Below are 12,863 nucleotides of genomic sequence, written 5' to 3' on the forward strand. Positions count from 1 at the left end.
CGATGAGCGACGAGCAGCGGGACACGGGCACCGGGTGGCCGGAGCAGGCGGAGCCGGTGCGGCCTTCGGGGCCGGCGGGTGAGCCGGATCCGCGACCGGACGCGCCGGATCCGGACGAGTTGAGTCCGTTGGCGCCGGCGGCGGAGCCGGGGGAGTCGCCGGACGACGACGGGGAGACGGTCGACCCGGCCGACCTGCCGCCGGCGGACCAGGGGTCGGTGGAGGCGGAGCCGGTCGGGGTGGCCGCGGCGCCGGCGCCGGGCCGGCGGATCAGCTCGGCCGGGGTGATGATCGGGGTGTTGCTGGCGCTGCTGGGGTTCACCCTGGTGGTGCAGCTGAAGACCACCTCGACGGATCCGACGCTGGCGGCGACGCGGCAGGAGGACCTGGTCCGGATCTTCTCGGATCTGGAGTCGCGGCAGAAGCGGTTGCAGCAGGACATCGCCGGTCTGGAGGAGAGCCAGCGGCAGTTGCGCTCGGGTGAGCAGGGGCGGCAGGCGGCGTTGCAGGAGGCGACGCGGCGGGCCGACGAGCTGGGGATCCTGGCCGGGACGTTGCCGGCGCGGGGGCCGGGGTTGAGCGTGCGTTTCGACGCCGGCGGCAAGCCGGTCGCTGCGGATCAGATCTTGGACGCGGTGCAGGAGTTGCGGGGCGCGGGCGCGGAGGCGATGCAGATCTCCGGTGGTGAGGGTTCGCCGGTGCGGATCATCGCCTCGACGTTCTTCCTGGACGGCCCGGACGGGGCTCTGGTGGTGGACGGGCGGACGATCCGGGGCCCGTATTCGATCACGGTGATCGGTGACCCGACGACGATGCGTACCGCGTTGAACATTCCGGGCGGGGTGATCGCGTCGGTGAAAGGCGATGGCGGTACCGTGAGCGTCGACGAGCTCGAAGTTGCCGAGGTTTCGGCGCTGCACGCTCCGTTGAAGCTGGAACACGCCCGTCCGGTCTCCTGATCGGCGCGGCAGCGCCGGGTTTCCCCGGTGCACGGATGGATGAGGACGCGTCTGGTGATTCCTGAGGATCTGCGTTACACCGCCGAACACGAATGGGTGGTCGGTTCCGACGGCGGGGCCGTCCGGGTCGGCATCACCCACTTCGCGCAGGACGCGTTGGGTGACATCGTGTTCGTCCAGTTGCCGGACGAGGGCGCGGTGGTTGCCGCCGGTGAGCCGTTGGGTGAGATCGAGTCGACCAAGAGCGTGTCGGAGATCTACGCGCCGGTGAGCGGTACGGTGGCGGCGCGGAACGAGGCGCTGGCGGACACTCCCGACGTGATCAACACGGACCCGTACGGTGCGGGGTGGTTGTTGGAGATCACGCCGGATGATCCGGCGGCGTTGGACGGGTTGTTGACCGCTGGCGCCTACCGCGAGCTCACCGAGAGCTGAGTTGCCCTGTGCCGGGCGTGGGTGATGTTCTCCGCGCGTCCGGTTGCCCTGCATTTCGGCGCTGGCTAGGCTCGCCCAGTCGACCGAGAACCCCAATAGTTGAGCGTTGTGTAATTGCCTTCCCTGGCACGGGGAGCCAGCCGCCGGGTGTGCGACTGCCCGGCGGCCAGACCCGCCATTACCCCGACGCTGACCGAACAGATCCGTGAGGTGGTCCCATGACGCGCCCAGGCGACGAGTTCCCCCCGCTCGACGTCACTTCGACGCTCAATCTCGGTTCGCTGGACGAAGTGCTGGAGGGTCCGGACACCGATGTGGTGCCGAGCCGGATGTCCGGCTCGTTGCCCCCGGGTATGGCGCTGCTGGTGGTTCGTCGGGGCCCGAACGCGGGTGCCCGGTTCCTGTTGGACCACGACGTGACGACCAGTGGGCGGCACCCGGACAGTGACATCTTCCTGGACGACGTGACGGTGTCGCGGCGGCACGCGGAGTTCCACCGGGACGGTGGGACGTTCACGGTGCGGGACGTGGGCAGCCTGAACGGCACGTACGTGAACCGGGAGCGGGTCGAGGCGGCCACGTTGAGCAATGGCGACGAGGTGCAGATCGGTAAGTTCCGGGTGGTGTTCATCGCCGGTCCGCGCCCGGAGGAGGAGGCCGGCCGGGGGTGAACGAGCCTGCGGCGTCGATGCCGCCCGGGTCGGCCCGGTCTCACCCGCTGATGAGTATCGGTGAGGTGTTGGGGCAGCTGCGGGTGGAGTTCCCGGACGTCACGATCTCGAAGCTGCGGTTCCTTGAGTCCGAGGGGCTGGTGGAGCCGCAGCGGACGGCGGCGGGTTACCGGAAGTACAGCTGGGACGACGTGGCCCGGCTGCGGTTCGTGTTGACCGCGCAGCGGGATCAGTATCTGCCGTTGCGGGTGATTCGTGACCAGTTGGCCCAGTGGGATGCCGACGGTGAGGCGCCGGGTCGGCAGCGGCCGACGTTGGTGGCCGTGGGTCCGGGTGGTGAGGTGCCGGGCCGGGAGGCGGAGGAGCCCGAGTCGTCGCAGGTGCGGCTCGGGCGGGCTGATCTGGTGGCGCGCAGTGGGCTCGACGAGTCGACGGTGGGTGAGCTGGAGCGGCTGGGCGTCCTGGTGTCGGATCCGCCGGGGTGGTACGACGCGGATGCGTTGATCATCGCGCGGGCGGTGGCGGGGTTGGCGGCGTACGGGTTGGAGCCGCGGCATCTGCGGGCGTACCGGTCGGCGGCGGATCGTGAGGTGGGTCTGTTCGCGCAGTTGGTGGCGCCGTTGGTGCGGCAGAGTGATCCGGCGGCGCGGGCGCGGGCGGCGGAGACGGCGCGGGAGTTGATGGCGTTGTCGCAGCAGTTGCACGCGGCGTTGGTGCGGGTGGGGTTGCGCTCGACGTTGGGTCGGTGAGCCGGCCCTGGTGGTGTGCGTGCGGAAAGATCTGCCCCGGGAAGCGTGCCGTAGGCTTGCCGGGGTAACCCTTTTCTGGCGCGGGGCGTGGTGCTGGTGCGCATGGGACGACCGTGTCGCGGTCCGTGTACCGTGCAGGGAAAGGGCGCGGTGCGTAGGTGACGACGACACGGAGGCGGCGGTGCGCGAGCTGAGCGTGGTCGGAGTTCGGGTGGAGCTGCCCAGCAACCAGCCGATCGTCCTGCTCAGGGAGGTAGAGGGCGACCGCTATCTGCCGATCTGGATCGGCGCGGTCGAGGCTACGGCGATCGCCTACGAGCAGCAGGGTGTCAAGCCGGCGCGGCCGTTGACGCATGATCTGTTGCGGGACGTGCTGGCGGCGTTGAAGGCGCCGTTGCGGGCGGTGGAGATCACCGAGTTGAAGGAGAACGTCTTCTACGCCGATCTGTTGCTGGGTGACGGGGTGCGGGTGTCGGCCCGGCCCAGTGATGCGATCGCCCTGGCGTTGCGGGTGGGTGCTCCTATTCGTTGTGCGGAGCAGGTCCTCGGTGAGGCGGGGATCGTGATTCCCGACGAGCAGGAGGACGAGGTGGAGAAGTTCCGCGAGTTCCTGGACCAGGTGCGTCCGGAGGATTTCGCGGGCTGACCGGCGTCTCCGTACCCTGTCGTCACGGTGTGTGACGGCCGGGTGCGTCGAGTGGTCGTCGGTGGCGCTGCGCGGCGTGTCGCGACTGTTCCTCCGTGGTAACCCCCGGATGCGGGGATAGGGTTGCCGTGTCGAGGGGTGCACGTCCCGGAAACGACGTGTCACCGCACTGACGGGGAGGTTGTCGGGATGCACGAGCCGCGGGATCCTGAGCCGGGTGTCGAGCGGGACGAGTCGGGTGCGGGGTCGTCGCCGGTGGCGACGGACGGTGACGGTTCGGTGGGTTACCGGGGTGTGACGGCCTGCCATGCGGTGGGGATCTCCTACCGGCAGTTGGACTACTGGGCGCGGACGGCGCTGGTGGTGCCGAGTGTGCGGGACGCGTCGGGGTCGGGTACGCAGCGGTTGTACTCGTTCCGGGACCTGGTGGTGTTGAAGGTCGTCAAGCGGTTGCTGGACGCCGGGGTGTCCCTGCAGAACATCCGGAAGGCGATCGAGGCGTTGCGGTCGCGTGGGGTGGAGGATCTGGCGGGGATCACGCTGATCTCGGATGGGACGACGGTGTACGAGTGTCGGTCGCCCGAGGAGGTGGTCGACCTGTTGCAGGGCGGCCAGGGGGTCTTCGGTATCGCGATCGGTGGGGCGTTCAAGGAGATCCAGGGTTCGTTGTCGCATCTGCCGGCGGAGCCGGCGGTGGCCGGTGGCGGGGTGCCCGCGGAGCCGGTGTCCGATGTGGTGGGCGATGAGTTGGCGGCGCGTCGGGCACGGCGTCGGGCGGGCTGATTCGTTCTTTCGGGCGCCGCGACCGGTTCCGGTCGCGGCGCTTCGTTGTGCGCGAGGGCGGCGGTGACCTGCGGAGTCCGATGGGTGGGACTGTCCGGTGAGCATTGTCCACTGTGCAACTTTCCCGGCGGAAGTCGTGTTGTTGACAGTTGTGGTGTTCCCAGGAATCCTGTCCAAGGCAATCACCAAGGACACCGTCCCGTCACTGTGTGTGATGACTTGTGGATGGTGTGGAGCTGAGGTGCGGGGGGCGGCGCGCAGGGCGCGCCGGAGTCCGCGGGAGAACGGGGAAACGAGCCGACGTGCACACTGACCACCACATCGGGCTCCGCTCCATACGGGCCGGCGGCGCCGTCGCCGAGCACGCCGACGTCGACGCGCCCGCGGCCTCCTGCCCGGTCACGGGTGTCGCGGCGCAGCGTGAGCCGGCCACCGAGCGGGCCGGCGGCGACGACGTCGCCGCGGAGGCGGCGGAGTTTCTCCAGCTGTTCCACGCCGAGCGCGGGCTGCCGGGGTTGGCGGCGCGGTTGGCGGAGGTGCGCGAGGAGATCGCGTTGACCGGGTCGTACCGGCACACCCGCGAGGAGCTGGTGTACGGGGCGAAGGTGGCGTGGCGGCAGTCGGCGCGGTGCGTGGGGCGGATCCGGTGGGCGGGGTTGAAGGTCCGGGACCGGCGGCACGTGACCACGGTGGCGGGTATCGCGCAGGAGTTGGCGGCGCACCTGGCGGCCGGGGACAACGGTGGCCGGATCCAGTCGGTGATCACGGTGTTCGCGCCGGACCGTCCGGGGGTGGGTCCGCGGGCGCGGATCTGGAACGACCAGCTGATCCGCTACTGCGGGCACCGGCGGGCCGACGGGTCCGTGCTGGGTGACCCGGCGCAGGTGGGGATGACGGAGGCGGCGCGGCGGCTGGGCTGGCGTCCGCCGCCGGTGCCGGGCCGGTTCGACCTGCTGCCGTGGGTGATCGAGACGGCGCACGAGGATCCGACGGTGGTGGCCGTGCCGCGGGAGCTGGTGCGTGAGGTGGCGTTGACCCATCCGTCGTATCCGTGGTTCGCGGATCTGATGCTGCGCTGGCACGCGTTGCCGGTGATCAGCAACATGCGGCTGCGGATCGGTGGGGTGGACTACAGCTGCGCGCCGTTCAACGGGCACTACCTCAGCGACGAGATCGGCACCCGGAACATGGGCGACCGGGCGCGCTACGACCAGTTGCTGGTGGTGGCGACGGCGTTGGGGTTGGACACCTCGCGGGAGGACACCCTGTGGCGGGAGCACGCGGTGCTGGTGATCAACCAGGCGGTGCTGCACTCGTTCAAGGAGGCCGGTGTGCGGGTGTCGGATCCGCACACCGAGTCGGAGCTGTTCATGAAGTTCTGCGCGCAGGAGGAGCGGGCGGGTCGGCCGGTGCACGGGGACTGGTCGTGGATCAACGGGAGTGTGGGGTGGGCGGCGTTGCACGCGGTGCACCACCGCTACTACGACACCCGGGTGCCGAATCCGAATCTGTGGCAGGCCGACCGCGCCTACGACGCCGAGGGCGTGGCGGAGCTGAGTCTGCGGCAGCGGCATGAGCTCGCCCGCACGCAGGAGGACTGACGATGGACCACGTGGCGCTGCGCCAGAGTTGGAGCCAGTTCTCCGCCGCGGGTCCGGAGGCGGCCAAGTACTTCTACGCGACGTTGTTCGTGGTCGCGCCGGAGGCGCGGTCGATGTTCCCGACGAACATGCAGTACCAGGAGGACAAGCTCCTGAAGGCGTTGGGCCACATCATCACCAATCTGGATGACCCGGGCACGTTGACGGCGTTCACGCAGCGGTTGGGCGCCGACCACCGCCGGTTCCACGGGCAGGACCAGCGGGGCAACCCGGTGGTGCTGGGGGAGCGGCACTACATCTGGGTCGGTCAGGCGTTGCTGGCCACGTTGGAGCGGTTCCTCGGGCCGTACTGGACGCCGGCGTTGCGGGCGGAGTGGGCGGCGGCGTACGAGGCGGTGGCGAAGCTGATGCTCAGCGGGGCGGCGGAGGCGGAGCGGACGTCGCCGCCGTACTGGGAGGCGGAGGTGCTCGCCGCGGAGCGGCGTCGGGCGGACATCGCCGTGTTCACGGTGCGCCCGAACTACCTGTGCAGCTACCTGCCGGGGCAGTCGCTGCCGGTGCAGGTGCCGCAGTTGCGCACGTGGCGGTACCTGTCGCCGGCGAACGCGCCGCGGGCGGACGGGACGATCGAGTTCCACGTGCGGGCCACGGGCCGCTTCTCCACCCACCTGGTGCGCAAGTTGCGGGTGGGTGACCGGCTGTTGTTGGGCAACCCGACCGGTACGGCGTTGTCGTCGTACGACCGGTCGCCGCAGCTGCCGCTGCTGCTGATCGCCGGGGGCACCGGCCTGGCGCCGCTGCGGGCGGTGGTGGAGGCGTTGCAGCAGGGCACGGGGCGGCGCACCACGCTGGTGGTGGGTGGCCGCACCCCGGAGGACCTCTACGACGAGCCGGCGTTGGCGCAGTTGGCGTCGATGCCGCCGGCGGGCGCGTGGCAGAACGGCGGCGCCGGGTGGCTGCGGTACGTGCCGACGGTGGAGACGGGTTGGGGTTGGCAGGGGGCGATCGGGCGGGCCGCTGACACGGCGGTGCGGTTGGGCCCGTGGCACGACACGGAGATCCTGGTGTGCGGGAGCCCGGAGATGACCCGGGAGACCTTGGCGATCCTGGCGCGCTCGGGTGTGCAGCCCGAGCAGGTCCTGACGGAGAGCTACGATCACTCTCTCTATCCGCCCCTCGCCGAGGCCGGCGCCGCTGCCCCGCGCGACTTCAGCTGGACAGGTGCCCGATGAGCATCGACCACTCCGACCGTCTACCCGCCCTCGCCGACCAGGGCGAGATCGCCCGCCAGTTGTCCATGTTGGAGGCCCGCCGGTTCCGGGGCAGCCACTGGCTGTCCGCCGACGAGGTCACCACGGTCGTCCGCTCCGCGGACGACCGGATCGCGTTGCTGGTCAACGAGTTGGAGCGGCAGCGGCGGGAGAACCAGGGGCTGCTCAGCCAGGTGGAGATGCTGCGGCACGGGACGTTGCCGAGCAACGCGCCGCAGGGCCCGGACCCGATGACCGTCGAGTTGGCGATGCGGGCGCAGGACGAGGCGAACCGGACGATCGGTGAGGCCAGCGCGGAGGGCGCGGAGATCATCGCCGACGCGCGGCGGCAGGCCGACGACATCCTCGCCGAGGCGCACCGCCGGGCCGGTGACGTGGCCGCGACCGGCATGGGCGCCAACGGCGCCGGGCCGAACGGCGCGGCCGGTGGGCAGGGCGGGCAGGACATGGCCCGGCAGTTGCGGGAGTTGGAGGAGCGGCACGCGGCGGCGCTGGCGGCGGTGGCGGCCGCGCAGCAGCAGCTGAACCGCTGGCAGGCGTACCTGTCGGCGCAGTCGGAGCAGTTGCGCGCGGACGCGGCGGCGGCGGGCGGCGCGAGCGCTCAGCTGCGCGCCGTGCTGGGCGGATAGGCGGCGACACGGCGTCGGCGGCGGCCGGCACCCCCGATCGGGGGTGCCGGCCGCCGCGCGTACCGGGGTGAGGTGCGGCTGATCAGTGGGCGTGGTGGTACTGGTGCACGACGGCGTGGCCCTTGCCGCGCGAGATCAACCACTTGTTGATCGGCGTGGTCAGCACGAACGCCACCGCCAGGGCGAAGGCCAGCGACGCCCAGAACACCCAGCTGGCCAGGCCGGCCTCCATCGCCCCGGGCACGGCCAGCATGACCGCGTTGTCCAGGACCTCCATCACCGTGATCGACAAGGTGTCGGCGGCGAGGGCCACCTTCAGCGCCGTGCGTGGACCCAGGCCGGCGCGCAGCAGCGGCCGCATCGTCAGCGCGTAGCCGAAGACGAATGCCAGCGCCACCGCGAGGATCACGGTGGGTCCGGCGTGCCAGCCCAGCGCGGTGCCGATGACCATGCCGAGCACCTCACCGATGGCGCAGCCGGTCAGGCAGTGCAGGGTGGCCTGCGCCGCCATCGGCCACGACGCTCGTCCTGGCGCCGCCGGTCCCGCCGCGGCGCCCTGGTGCTGATGGGCCACGGGCCCGCTGCCGGGGTGGGCGCCGTGGCCGCGGTGATCGGTGTGTGGTGGGTGCGGGCTGGTGTGGTTCATGGCTGCCTCCTCCTTCGACCCCGACCAATATACCCCCGGGGGGTATTAGATGGAAGGGTGGAGGCGGGCCCTCAGTCGCCGGAAGTGCTCCGGGCGGTGGTGCGGCGGTAACCGTGACGAGTCATGCGGCGCGGCTTGTAGATGGCCAGCACCATCGCGGCGAGCAGCACCAGCAGGCCCCCGGTGGCGTGCACGACCAGCGACAGCCGAGCCTCGGACCATCGCGCGGCGCTCACCTCGCCGGCCAGGTCGCCGGCGGTGGCGGCCCGGGCGAGCGCGGCGATCGGGGCCAGTTGCAGCAGCAGCACGACAGCCGCCACCACGATGAGCCCGAACTTGACCAGCACCCACCAGTGCCGCAGCAACCCCCAGGGGGTACCCAGCGACGACACCAGGCCGCTGACCAACGCGCCGGCGGCGAGCGGGACGATCGCGTACCGCGCGGTCAGGTCCATCGCCACGTAGCAGGCGCGCACCACCGCGTCGTCGCCGCTGCGCAGCCCCGCGACGGCCAACGCCAGGAACACCGTCACGGCGCCGAACCACCCCGCCGACGTGCTCACGTGCGCCAACAGCGCCGCCTTACGCCCGCCGGGCCGCAGCGCCACTACCGCACCCCCGGCCCGCCGGGCGCCCGCACGGCGGTCGCGTCCACGCCGCGCAGGTGCCGGCCCGGGCCGTGGCCTCCGGCGATCCCGGTCAGCTGCGCCACGACCAGCAGCAGCACCAGCACGCCCACCACGATGCCGATCACCTTGACCCAGCGCGGCACGCCCGGGCCGCTGCCCGGCTGCGGCATCTGCTCGGACATCCGACCTCCTCGTCGCCAGCGGCCCGTTTTCGAGACAGTATGTCTCGGTCGCCGTCATACTGTCACAGCCGTGGCGGTGTGTAGGCTGGCGGGGTGCCGAAGCTGTGGACCGACACGGTCGTCGCCCACCGCGCCGCGGTGCGCGACGCCACCCTCGACGCCGCCGCCGCGCTGGTGGCCGAGCACGGGCTGACCGGCGTCACCATGTCTGGCATCGCCGAGGCGACCGGCATCGGCCGCGCCACCCTGTACAAGTACTTCCCGGACGTCGAGGCGGTCCTGCGCGCCTGGCACGAGCGACACGTCCAGCGGCACCTCGCGCACCTGACCGCGATCCGCGACGCGACCGACGGCGGTGACCCGGCGACCCGGCTCACGGCGGTGCTGACCGCCTACGCCGGCATGGCACATCACCGACCCGACGGCGACCTTGCCGTCATGCTGCACCGCGGCGACCACGTCAGCCACGCCCACCAGCACCTGCACGCCCTGATCCGGGACCTCGTCGCCGACGCCGCCCGCGCCGGGCAGGTGCGCGGCGACGTCCCGGCCGGCGAGCTGGCCGCCTACTGCCAGCACGCCCTCGGCGCCGCCACCAGCGCGGACCGGCTGGTCACCGTCGTCCTGGACGGCCTGCGCCCCCGCCCGTGAGCGGCCTGCCGGGCGAGCTCCGGGAGCAGAACCTCACCCGCCGACGAGCCGCCATCGTCGCAGCCGGGTGCACCTCTTTGACACCGCGATGACGACGACACGCACACCGGCAACTCGGCCCGCCGGTGGGGCGGGATCCGGTCGTGCGGGTCACCGGTGCGCCGTTGGCCGACCGTGGGGCGGTTGAGGCAGCATGGGACGGGTGACGGAGACGATCGACGCGCTGGCCGGCCTGATCGCCGGTGGCGGTGTCGTGGTGCTGAGCGGGGCGGGGCTGTCCACCGAGTCGGGCATCCCCGACTACCGGGGGCCCAGCGGCGCGGCCCGCCGGCACTCCCCGATGACCTACCAGACGTTCACCGGGGATCCGCTGGCGCGGCGCCGGTACTGGGCGCGCAGCCACCTGGGGTGGCGGATGATCGCCCGGGCGGCGCCCAACGACGGGCACCGGGCGGTGACCCGCCTGCAGGACGCCGGCCTGGTCGACGGGATCATCACGCAGAACGTCGACGGCCTGCACACCGCGGCGGGCAGCGGCGGCGTGGTGGAGCTGCACGGTCGCCTCGACGAGGTGATCTGCCTGGACTGCGGCAACCGCACCTCCCGGGAGGAGCTGGACCGGCGGTTGCGGGAGGCCAACCCGGACTTCGACGCGGCGGTGGGGGCGATCAACCCCGACGGTGACGTGGATCTCGCCGACGAGCAGGTGGCCGGCTTCCGCACCGTCGACTGCACGTTCTGCGGCACCGGCATGTTGAAACCGGACGTGGTGTTCTTCGGCGAGACGGTGCCCGCCGACCGGGTGTCGCGCTGCTTCGCGATGGTGGGCGCGGCGCGGGTGCTGCTGGTGCTGGGGTCGTCGTTGACGGTGATGTCGGGGCGGCGGTTCGTGCTGCGCGCGGCGAAGCTCGGCATCCCGGTGGTGATCGCCAACCAGGGCCCGACCCGCGGTGACGGGTACGCGGCGTTGACGGTGGACGCGCCGTTGGGCTGGCTGCTGCCCGCGCTGGCCGACCGGGTCGCCGCCGCGGCGCCGACCGGGCCGGTCGGTGTGGGCGCGGCGCCGGCGACGGTGACGCCCGCCGCGCTCTGAGGGCCGGCCGTGGCTGCCAGCGAGGCCAACGCCGAGGCTCGCTGATCAACGTGGCTGTTCACCCCGTGGCGTTCCGTCCGCTCGTCGAGGTGAACGCGCCGGTGATGGATTCGTGGCCGCCATGCCCGGTGGAGACCCGCACCAGCTGCGGGCATTGCGCGGCCACTCACCTCGGCGGGGCCGACGCCGGCCGGTAGCCGATCATGGCGAAGGGGTGGTGGCGCAACCACCCGAACCGCGCCCGGACCCGCAGGTTGGCGCCCCTGGCACGTCCGAGCGCTGAACACACCCTTGATAAGCTCAGCGCATGCCCATCGGCAGCTTGTTTCTCTGAAACGCGTCCTCCAGGAGACGCGGTGGCGCCGGAGTGCCTCGCCTCCGGCAACAGCGGCACGCATCGCTGAGTCCAGCAAGCGCCCCGCCCACGGCCCTGCGCTCCTGACCGCGTTGACCGTCAACACCGGCAGAGAGACAAGTGCATCATCATGACTTCCCGTAACTCATCGGGCTACCCCGCACACCTGCTGGACGGCCACACCGCCGTCCTGCACACCCTGGACCCAGATCACACCGCACTGAACGACCTCGAACCGTTGCGCGCCATCGTCGGAGACAGCCGCGTCGTGAGCATCGGCGAAGGCGCGCACTTCGTCCACGAGTTCACCCTCGCCCGCGCCCGGCTGCTGCGCTACCTCGTGGAACGCTGCGGATTCACGGTGTTGGCGTTCGAACTCGGCGCCTGTGAGGCCTCCGCCGTCAATCCCTGGCTCGCCGGCGCCGGCGACGATGCCGACCTGCCGCAGCTGACCGGACCCCTGAGCGTCGGTCTGTTCGGAGAGCTGCTGCGCTGGCTGCGCCGCTACAACCGCGGCAGGTCGCAGCCCCTTCAGATCCTCGGCATCGACCTTCCCAACACCCTCACCCTGCGGCCCGACCTCGACCCCGTCGCCGACTACCTCCGGCTGGTCGACGCAGACGCCGCCGACCTGCTGGCCACGGTCCTGCCCACAGCCGACCAGATCACCGGAGGCTCAGCCGCCGTCTCGGCGCCGCAGTGGGCGACCCTCGGATCCGCCCGCCAGCATGCCCTCACCGCTTGCCTGGCCAAGCTGTCACTGCGGGCACGCGCCCTCGAACCGATCTACGTCTCGCGCAGCGACCGCCGCCGCTACGACACCGTACGGCGGCACCTCGACGCGGCCTGCCACACCGACTACATGCTCCAGGCGATGAACGATCTGTTCTCCGGCGGGGGCCTTCCCGGTGATACCTCGATACGCGACTACTACATGGCCACCACGGTGCAGTGGCACCTCGGCCACACCGGCCCGGACACACGCCTCGTCGTGATCGCGCACAACAACCACATCCAGAAGACCCCGGTGACCTTCGACGGCCACCTCGCCGCCTTGCCGATGGGCCACTACCTCGCACGAAGCCTCGGTCCGCAGTACCGTGCCGTGGCCCTGACCCACACCGCCGACGCCGTACCCGAGATGGCCTTCCCTGCCGAGGCGTCCCCGGTCGGTTTCGCCGTCGAGCAGGTTCGCCTCGCTGCCCCGCCTCCGGGAAGCGTGGAGAAGGCACTCGCCGACGCCGGGCTCGACACCGCCATCACCCTCACCGACCTTCGCTCACCTGAGCCAGCCGTCGCATCACTGGCAAGCATCCGTTCACAGAGCGCAGCGATGGAATCGAACCTTCAACAGGCCTTCGACGCGGTTCTGTCCAGCCCTACCGCAACCAGAGACAACACCGTCAACTTCTAGATCGCCATGACTCGCGGCGCGAGGACCTGCGGCTCAGTGGGTCCTCGCGCCGCTGGTGACAGGTCGCGCCGACGGATTCTTGACCGACGATCAGATCGCGGAGTTGGTCCTCAGCCGGCCGGTGGTGGGGCGGCCTGCGACGTCATCGG

Annotated in this window: 15 protein-coding genes; 12 read left to right on the forward strand and 3 right to left on the reverse strand. The window is 71.4% G+C overall.

Annotation, left to right across the window (positions count from 1 at the left end):
• The first annotated feature begins 2 nt into the window (after nt 1–2).
• The 9 genes from AC5L3Z_RS21145 to AC5L3Z_RS21185 all read left to right on the forward strand — a co-directional run bounded on the left by AC5L3Z_RS21145 (nt 3) and on the right by AC5L3Z_RS21185 (nt 7,744).
• Nucleotides 3–959, forward strand: a complete 957-nt coding sequence (locus AC5L3Z_RS21145) for a DUF881 domain-containing protein (protein WP_494844440.1) — start codon at nt 3–5, stop codon at nt 957–959.
• Nucleotides 960–1,013: 54 nt separating this feature from the next.
• Nucleotides 1,014–1,394 (forward strand): glycine cleavage system protein GcvH, encoded by a 381-nt coding sequence (gene gcvH, locus AC5L3Z_RS21150; RefSeq protein WP_494844442.1) that lies wholly within the window; start codon nt 1,014–1,016, stop codon nt 1,392–1,394.
• 218 nt (nt 1,395–1,612) lie between these two features.
• On the forward strand, nt 1,613–2,065 hold the full coding sequence (gene odhI, locus AC5L3Z_RS21155; RefSeq protein ID WP_088962138.1) for an oxoglutarate dehydrogenase inhibitor Odhl: 453 nt from the start codon (nt 1,613–1,615) through the stop codon (nt 2,063–2,065).
• A gap of 50 nt (nt 2,066–2,115) precedes the next feature.
• Nucleotides 2,116–2,814, forward strand: a complete 699-nt coding sequence (gene ftsR, locus AC5L3Z_RS21160) for a transcriptional regulator FtsR (protein WP_334532557.1) — start codon at nt 2,116–2,118, stop codon at nt 2,812–2,814.
• A 181-nt stretch (nt 2,815–2,995) separates the two neighbouring features.
• On the forward strand, nt 2,996–3,460 hold the full coding sequence (locus tag AC5L3Z_RS21165) for a bifunctional nuclease family protein (RefSeq protein WP_334532554.1): 465 nt from the start codon (nt 2,996–2,998) through the stop codon (nt 3,458–3,460).
• A gap of 189 nt (nt 3,461–3,649) precedes the next feature.
• Nucleotides 3,650–4,243, forward strand: coding sequence for a MerR family transcriptional regulator (locus tag AC5L3Z_RS21170; RefSeq protein WP_494844445.1), 594 nt, complete (start codon nt 3,650–3,652; stop codon nt 4,241–4,243).
• A gap of 335 nt (nt 4,244–4,578) precedes the next feature.
• Nucleotides 4,579–5,844 carry a nitric oxide synthase oxygenase gene (locus AC5L3Z_RS21175; RefSeq protein WP_494844561.1) on the forward strand — a complete coding sequence of 422 codons (1,266 nt, stop codon included), beginning with the start codon at nt 4,579–4,581 and terminating at the stop codon, nt 5,842–5,844.
• A gap of 2 nt (nt 5,845–5,846) precedes the next feature.
• Entirely contained in the window at nt 5,847–7,076 is a 1,230-nt protein-coding gene (locus AC5L3Z_RS21180) for a globin domain-containing protein (RefSeq protein ID WP_494844447.1), read from the forward strand.
• Complete coding sequence (locus AC5L3Z_RS21185; RefSeq protein ID WP_494844449.1) at nt 7,073–7,744, forward strand: hypothetical protein; 672 nt, start codon at nt 7,073–7,075, stop codon at nt 7,742–7,744. Before AC5L3Z_RS21180 ends, AC5L3Z_RS21185 begins: the two co-directional genes overlap by 4 nt.
• An 82-nt stretch (nt 7,745–7,826) precedes the next feature.
• Here the strand turns inward: AC5L3Z_RS21185 and AC5L3Z_RS21190 are convergent, their stop codons facing one another.
• From AC5L3Z_RS21190 to AC5L3Z_RS21200, 3 genes are all read right to left on the reverse strand, one after another.
• On the reverse strand, nt 7,827–8,255 hold the full coding sequence (locus AC5L3Z_RS21190; protein ID WP_494844451.1) for a DUF4396 domain-containing protein: 429 nt from the start codon (nt 8,253–8,255) through the stop codon (nt 7,827–7,829).
• Nucleotides 8,256–8,461: 206 nt separating this feature from the next.
• Nucleotides 8,462–8,998 (reverse strand): DUF2269 domain-containing protein, encoded by a 537-nt coding sequence (locus AC5L3Z_RS21195; protein ID WP_494844453.1) that lies wholly within the window; start codon nt 8,996–8,998, stop codon nt 8,462–8,464.
• Nucleotides 8,998–9,201 carry a hypothetical protein gene (locus tag AC5L3Z_RS21200; RefSeq protein WP_494844455.1) on the reverse strand — a complete coding sequence of 68 codons (204 nt, stop codon included), beginning with the start codon at nt 9,199–9,201 and terminating at the stop codon, nt 8,998–9,000. Before AC5L3Z_RS21200 ends, AC5L3Z_RS21195 begins: the two co-directional genes overlap by 1 nt.
• A 93-nt stretch (nt 9,202–9,294) precedes the next feature.
• Here AC5L3Z_RS21200 and AC5L3Z_RS21205 point away from each other — a divergent pair, with 93 nt between their 5' ends.
• The 3 genes from AC5L3Z_RS21205 to AC5L3Z_RS21215 all read left to right on the forward strand — a co-directional run bounded on the left by AC5L3Z_RS21205 (nt 9,295) and on the right by AC5L3Z_RS21215 (nt 12,714).
• Entirely contained in the window at nt 9,295–9,852 is a 558-nt protein-coding gene (locus tag AC5L3Z_RS21205; protein WP_494844457.1) for a TetR/AcrR family transcriptional regulator, read from the forward strand.
• Nucleotides 9,853–10,045: 193 nt separating this feature from the next.
• Nucleotides 10,046–10,945 carry an NAD-dependent protein deacetylase gene (locus tag AC5L3Z_RS21210; protein WP_494844459.1) on the forward strand — a complete coding sequence of 300 codons (900 nt, stop codon included), beginning with the start codon at nt 10,046–10,048 and terminating at the stop codon, nt 10,943–10,945.
• A gap of 485 nt (nt 10,946–11,430) precedes the next feature.
• Nucleotides 11,431–12,714 carry an erythromycin esterase family protein gene (locus AC5L3Z_RS21215; RefSeq protein WP_494844461.1) on the forward strand — a complete coding sequence of 428 codons (1,284 nt, stop codon included), beginning with the start codon at nt 11,431–11,433 and terminating at the stop codon, nt 12,712–12,714.
• Nucleotides 12,715–12,863: the final 149 nt, after the last annotated feature.

The sequence above is a fragment of the Micromonospora sp. LZ37 genome (assembly GCF_059359015.1).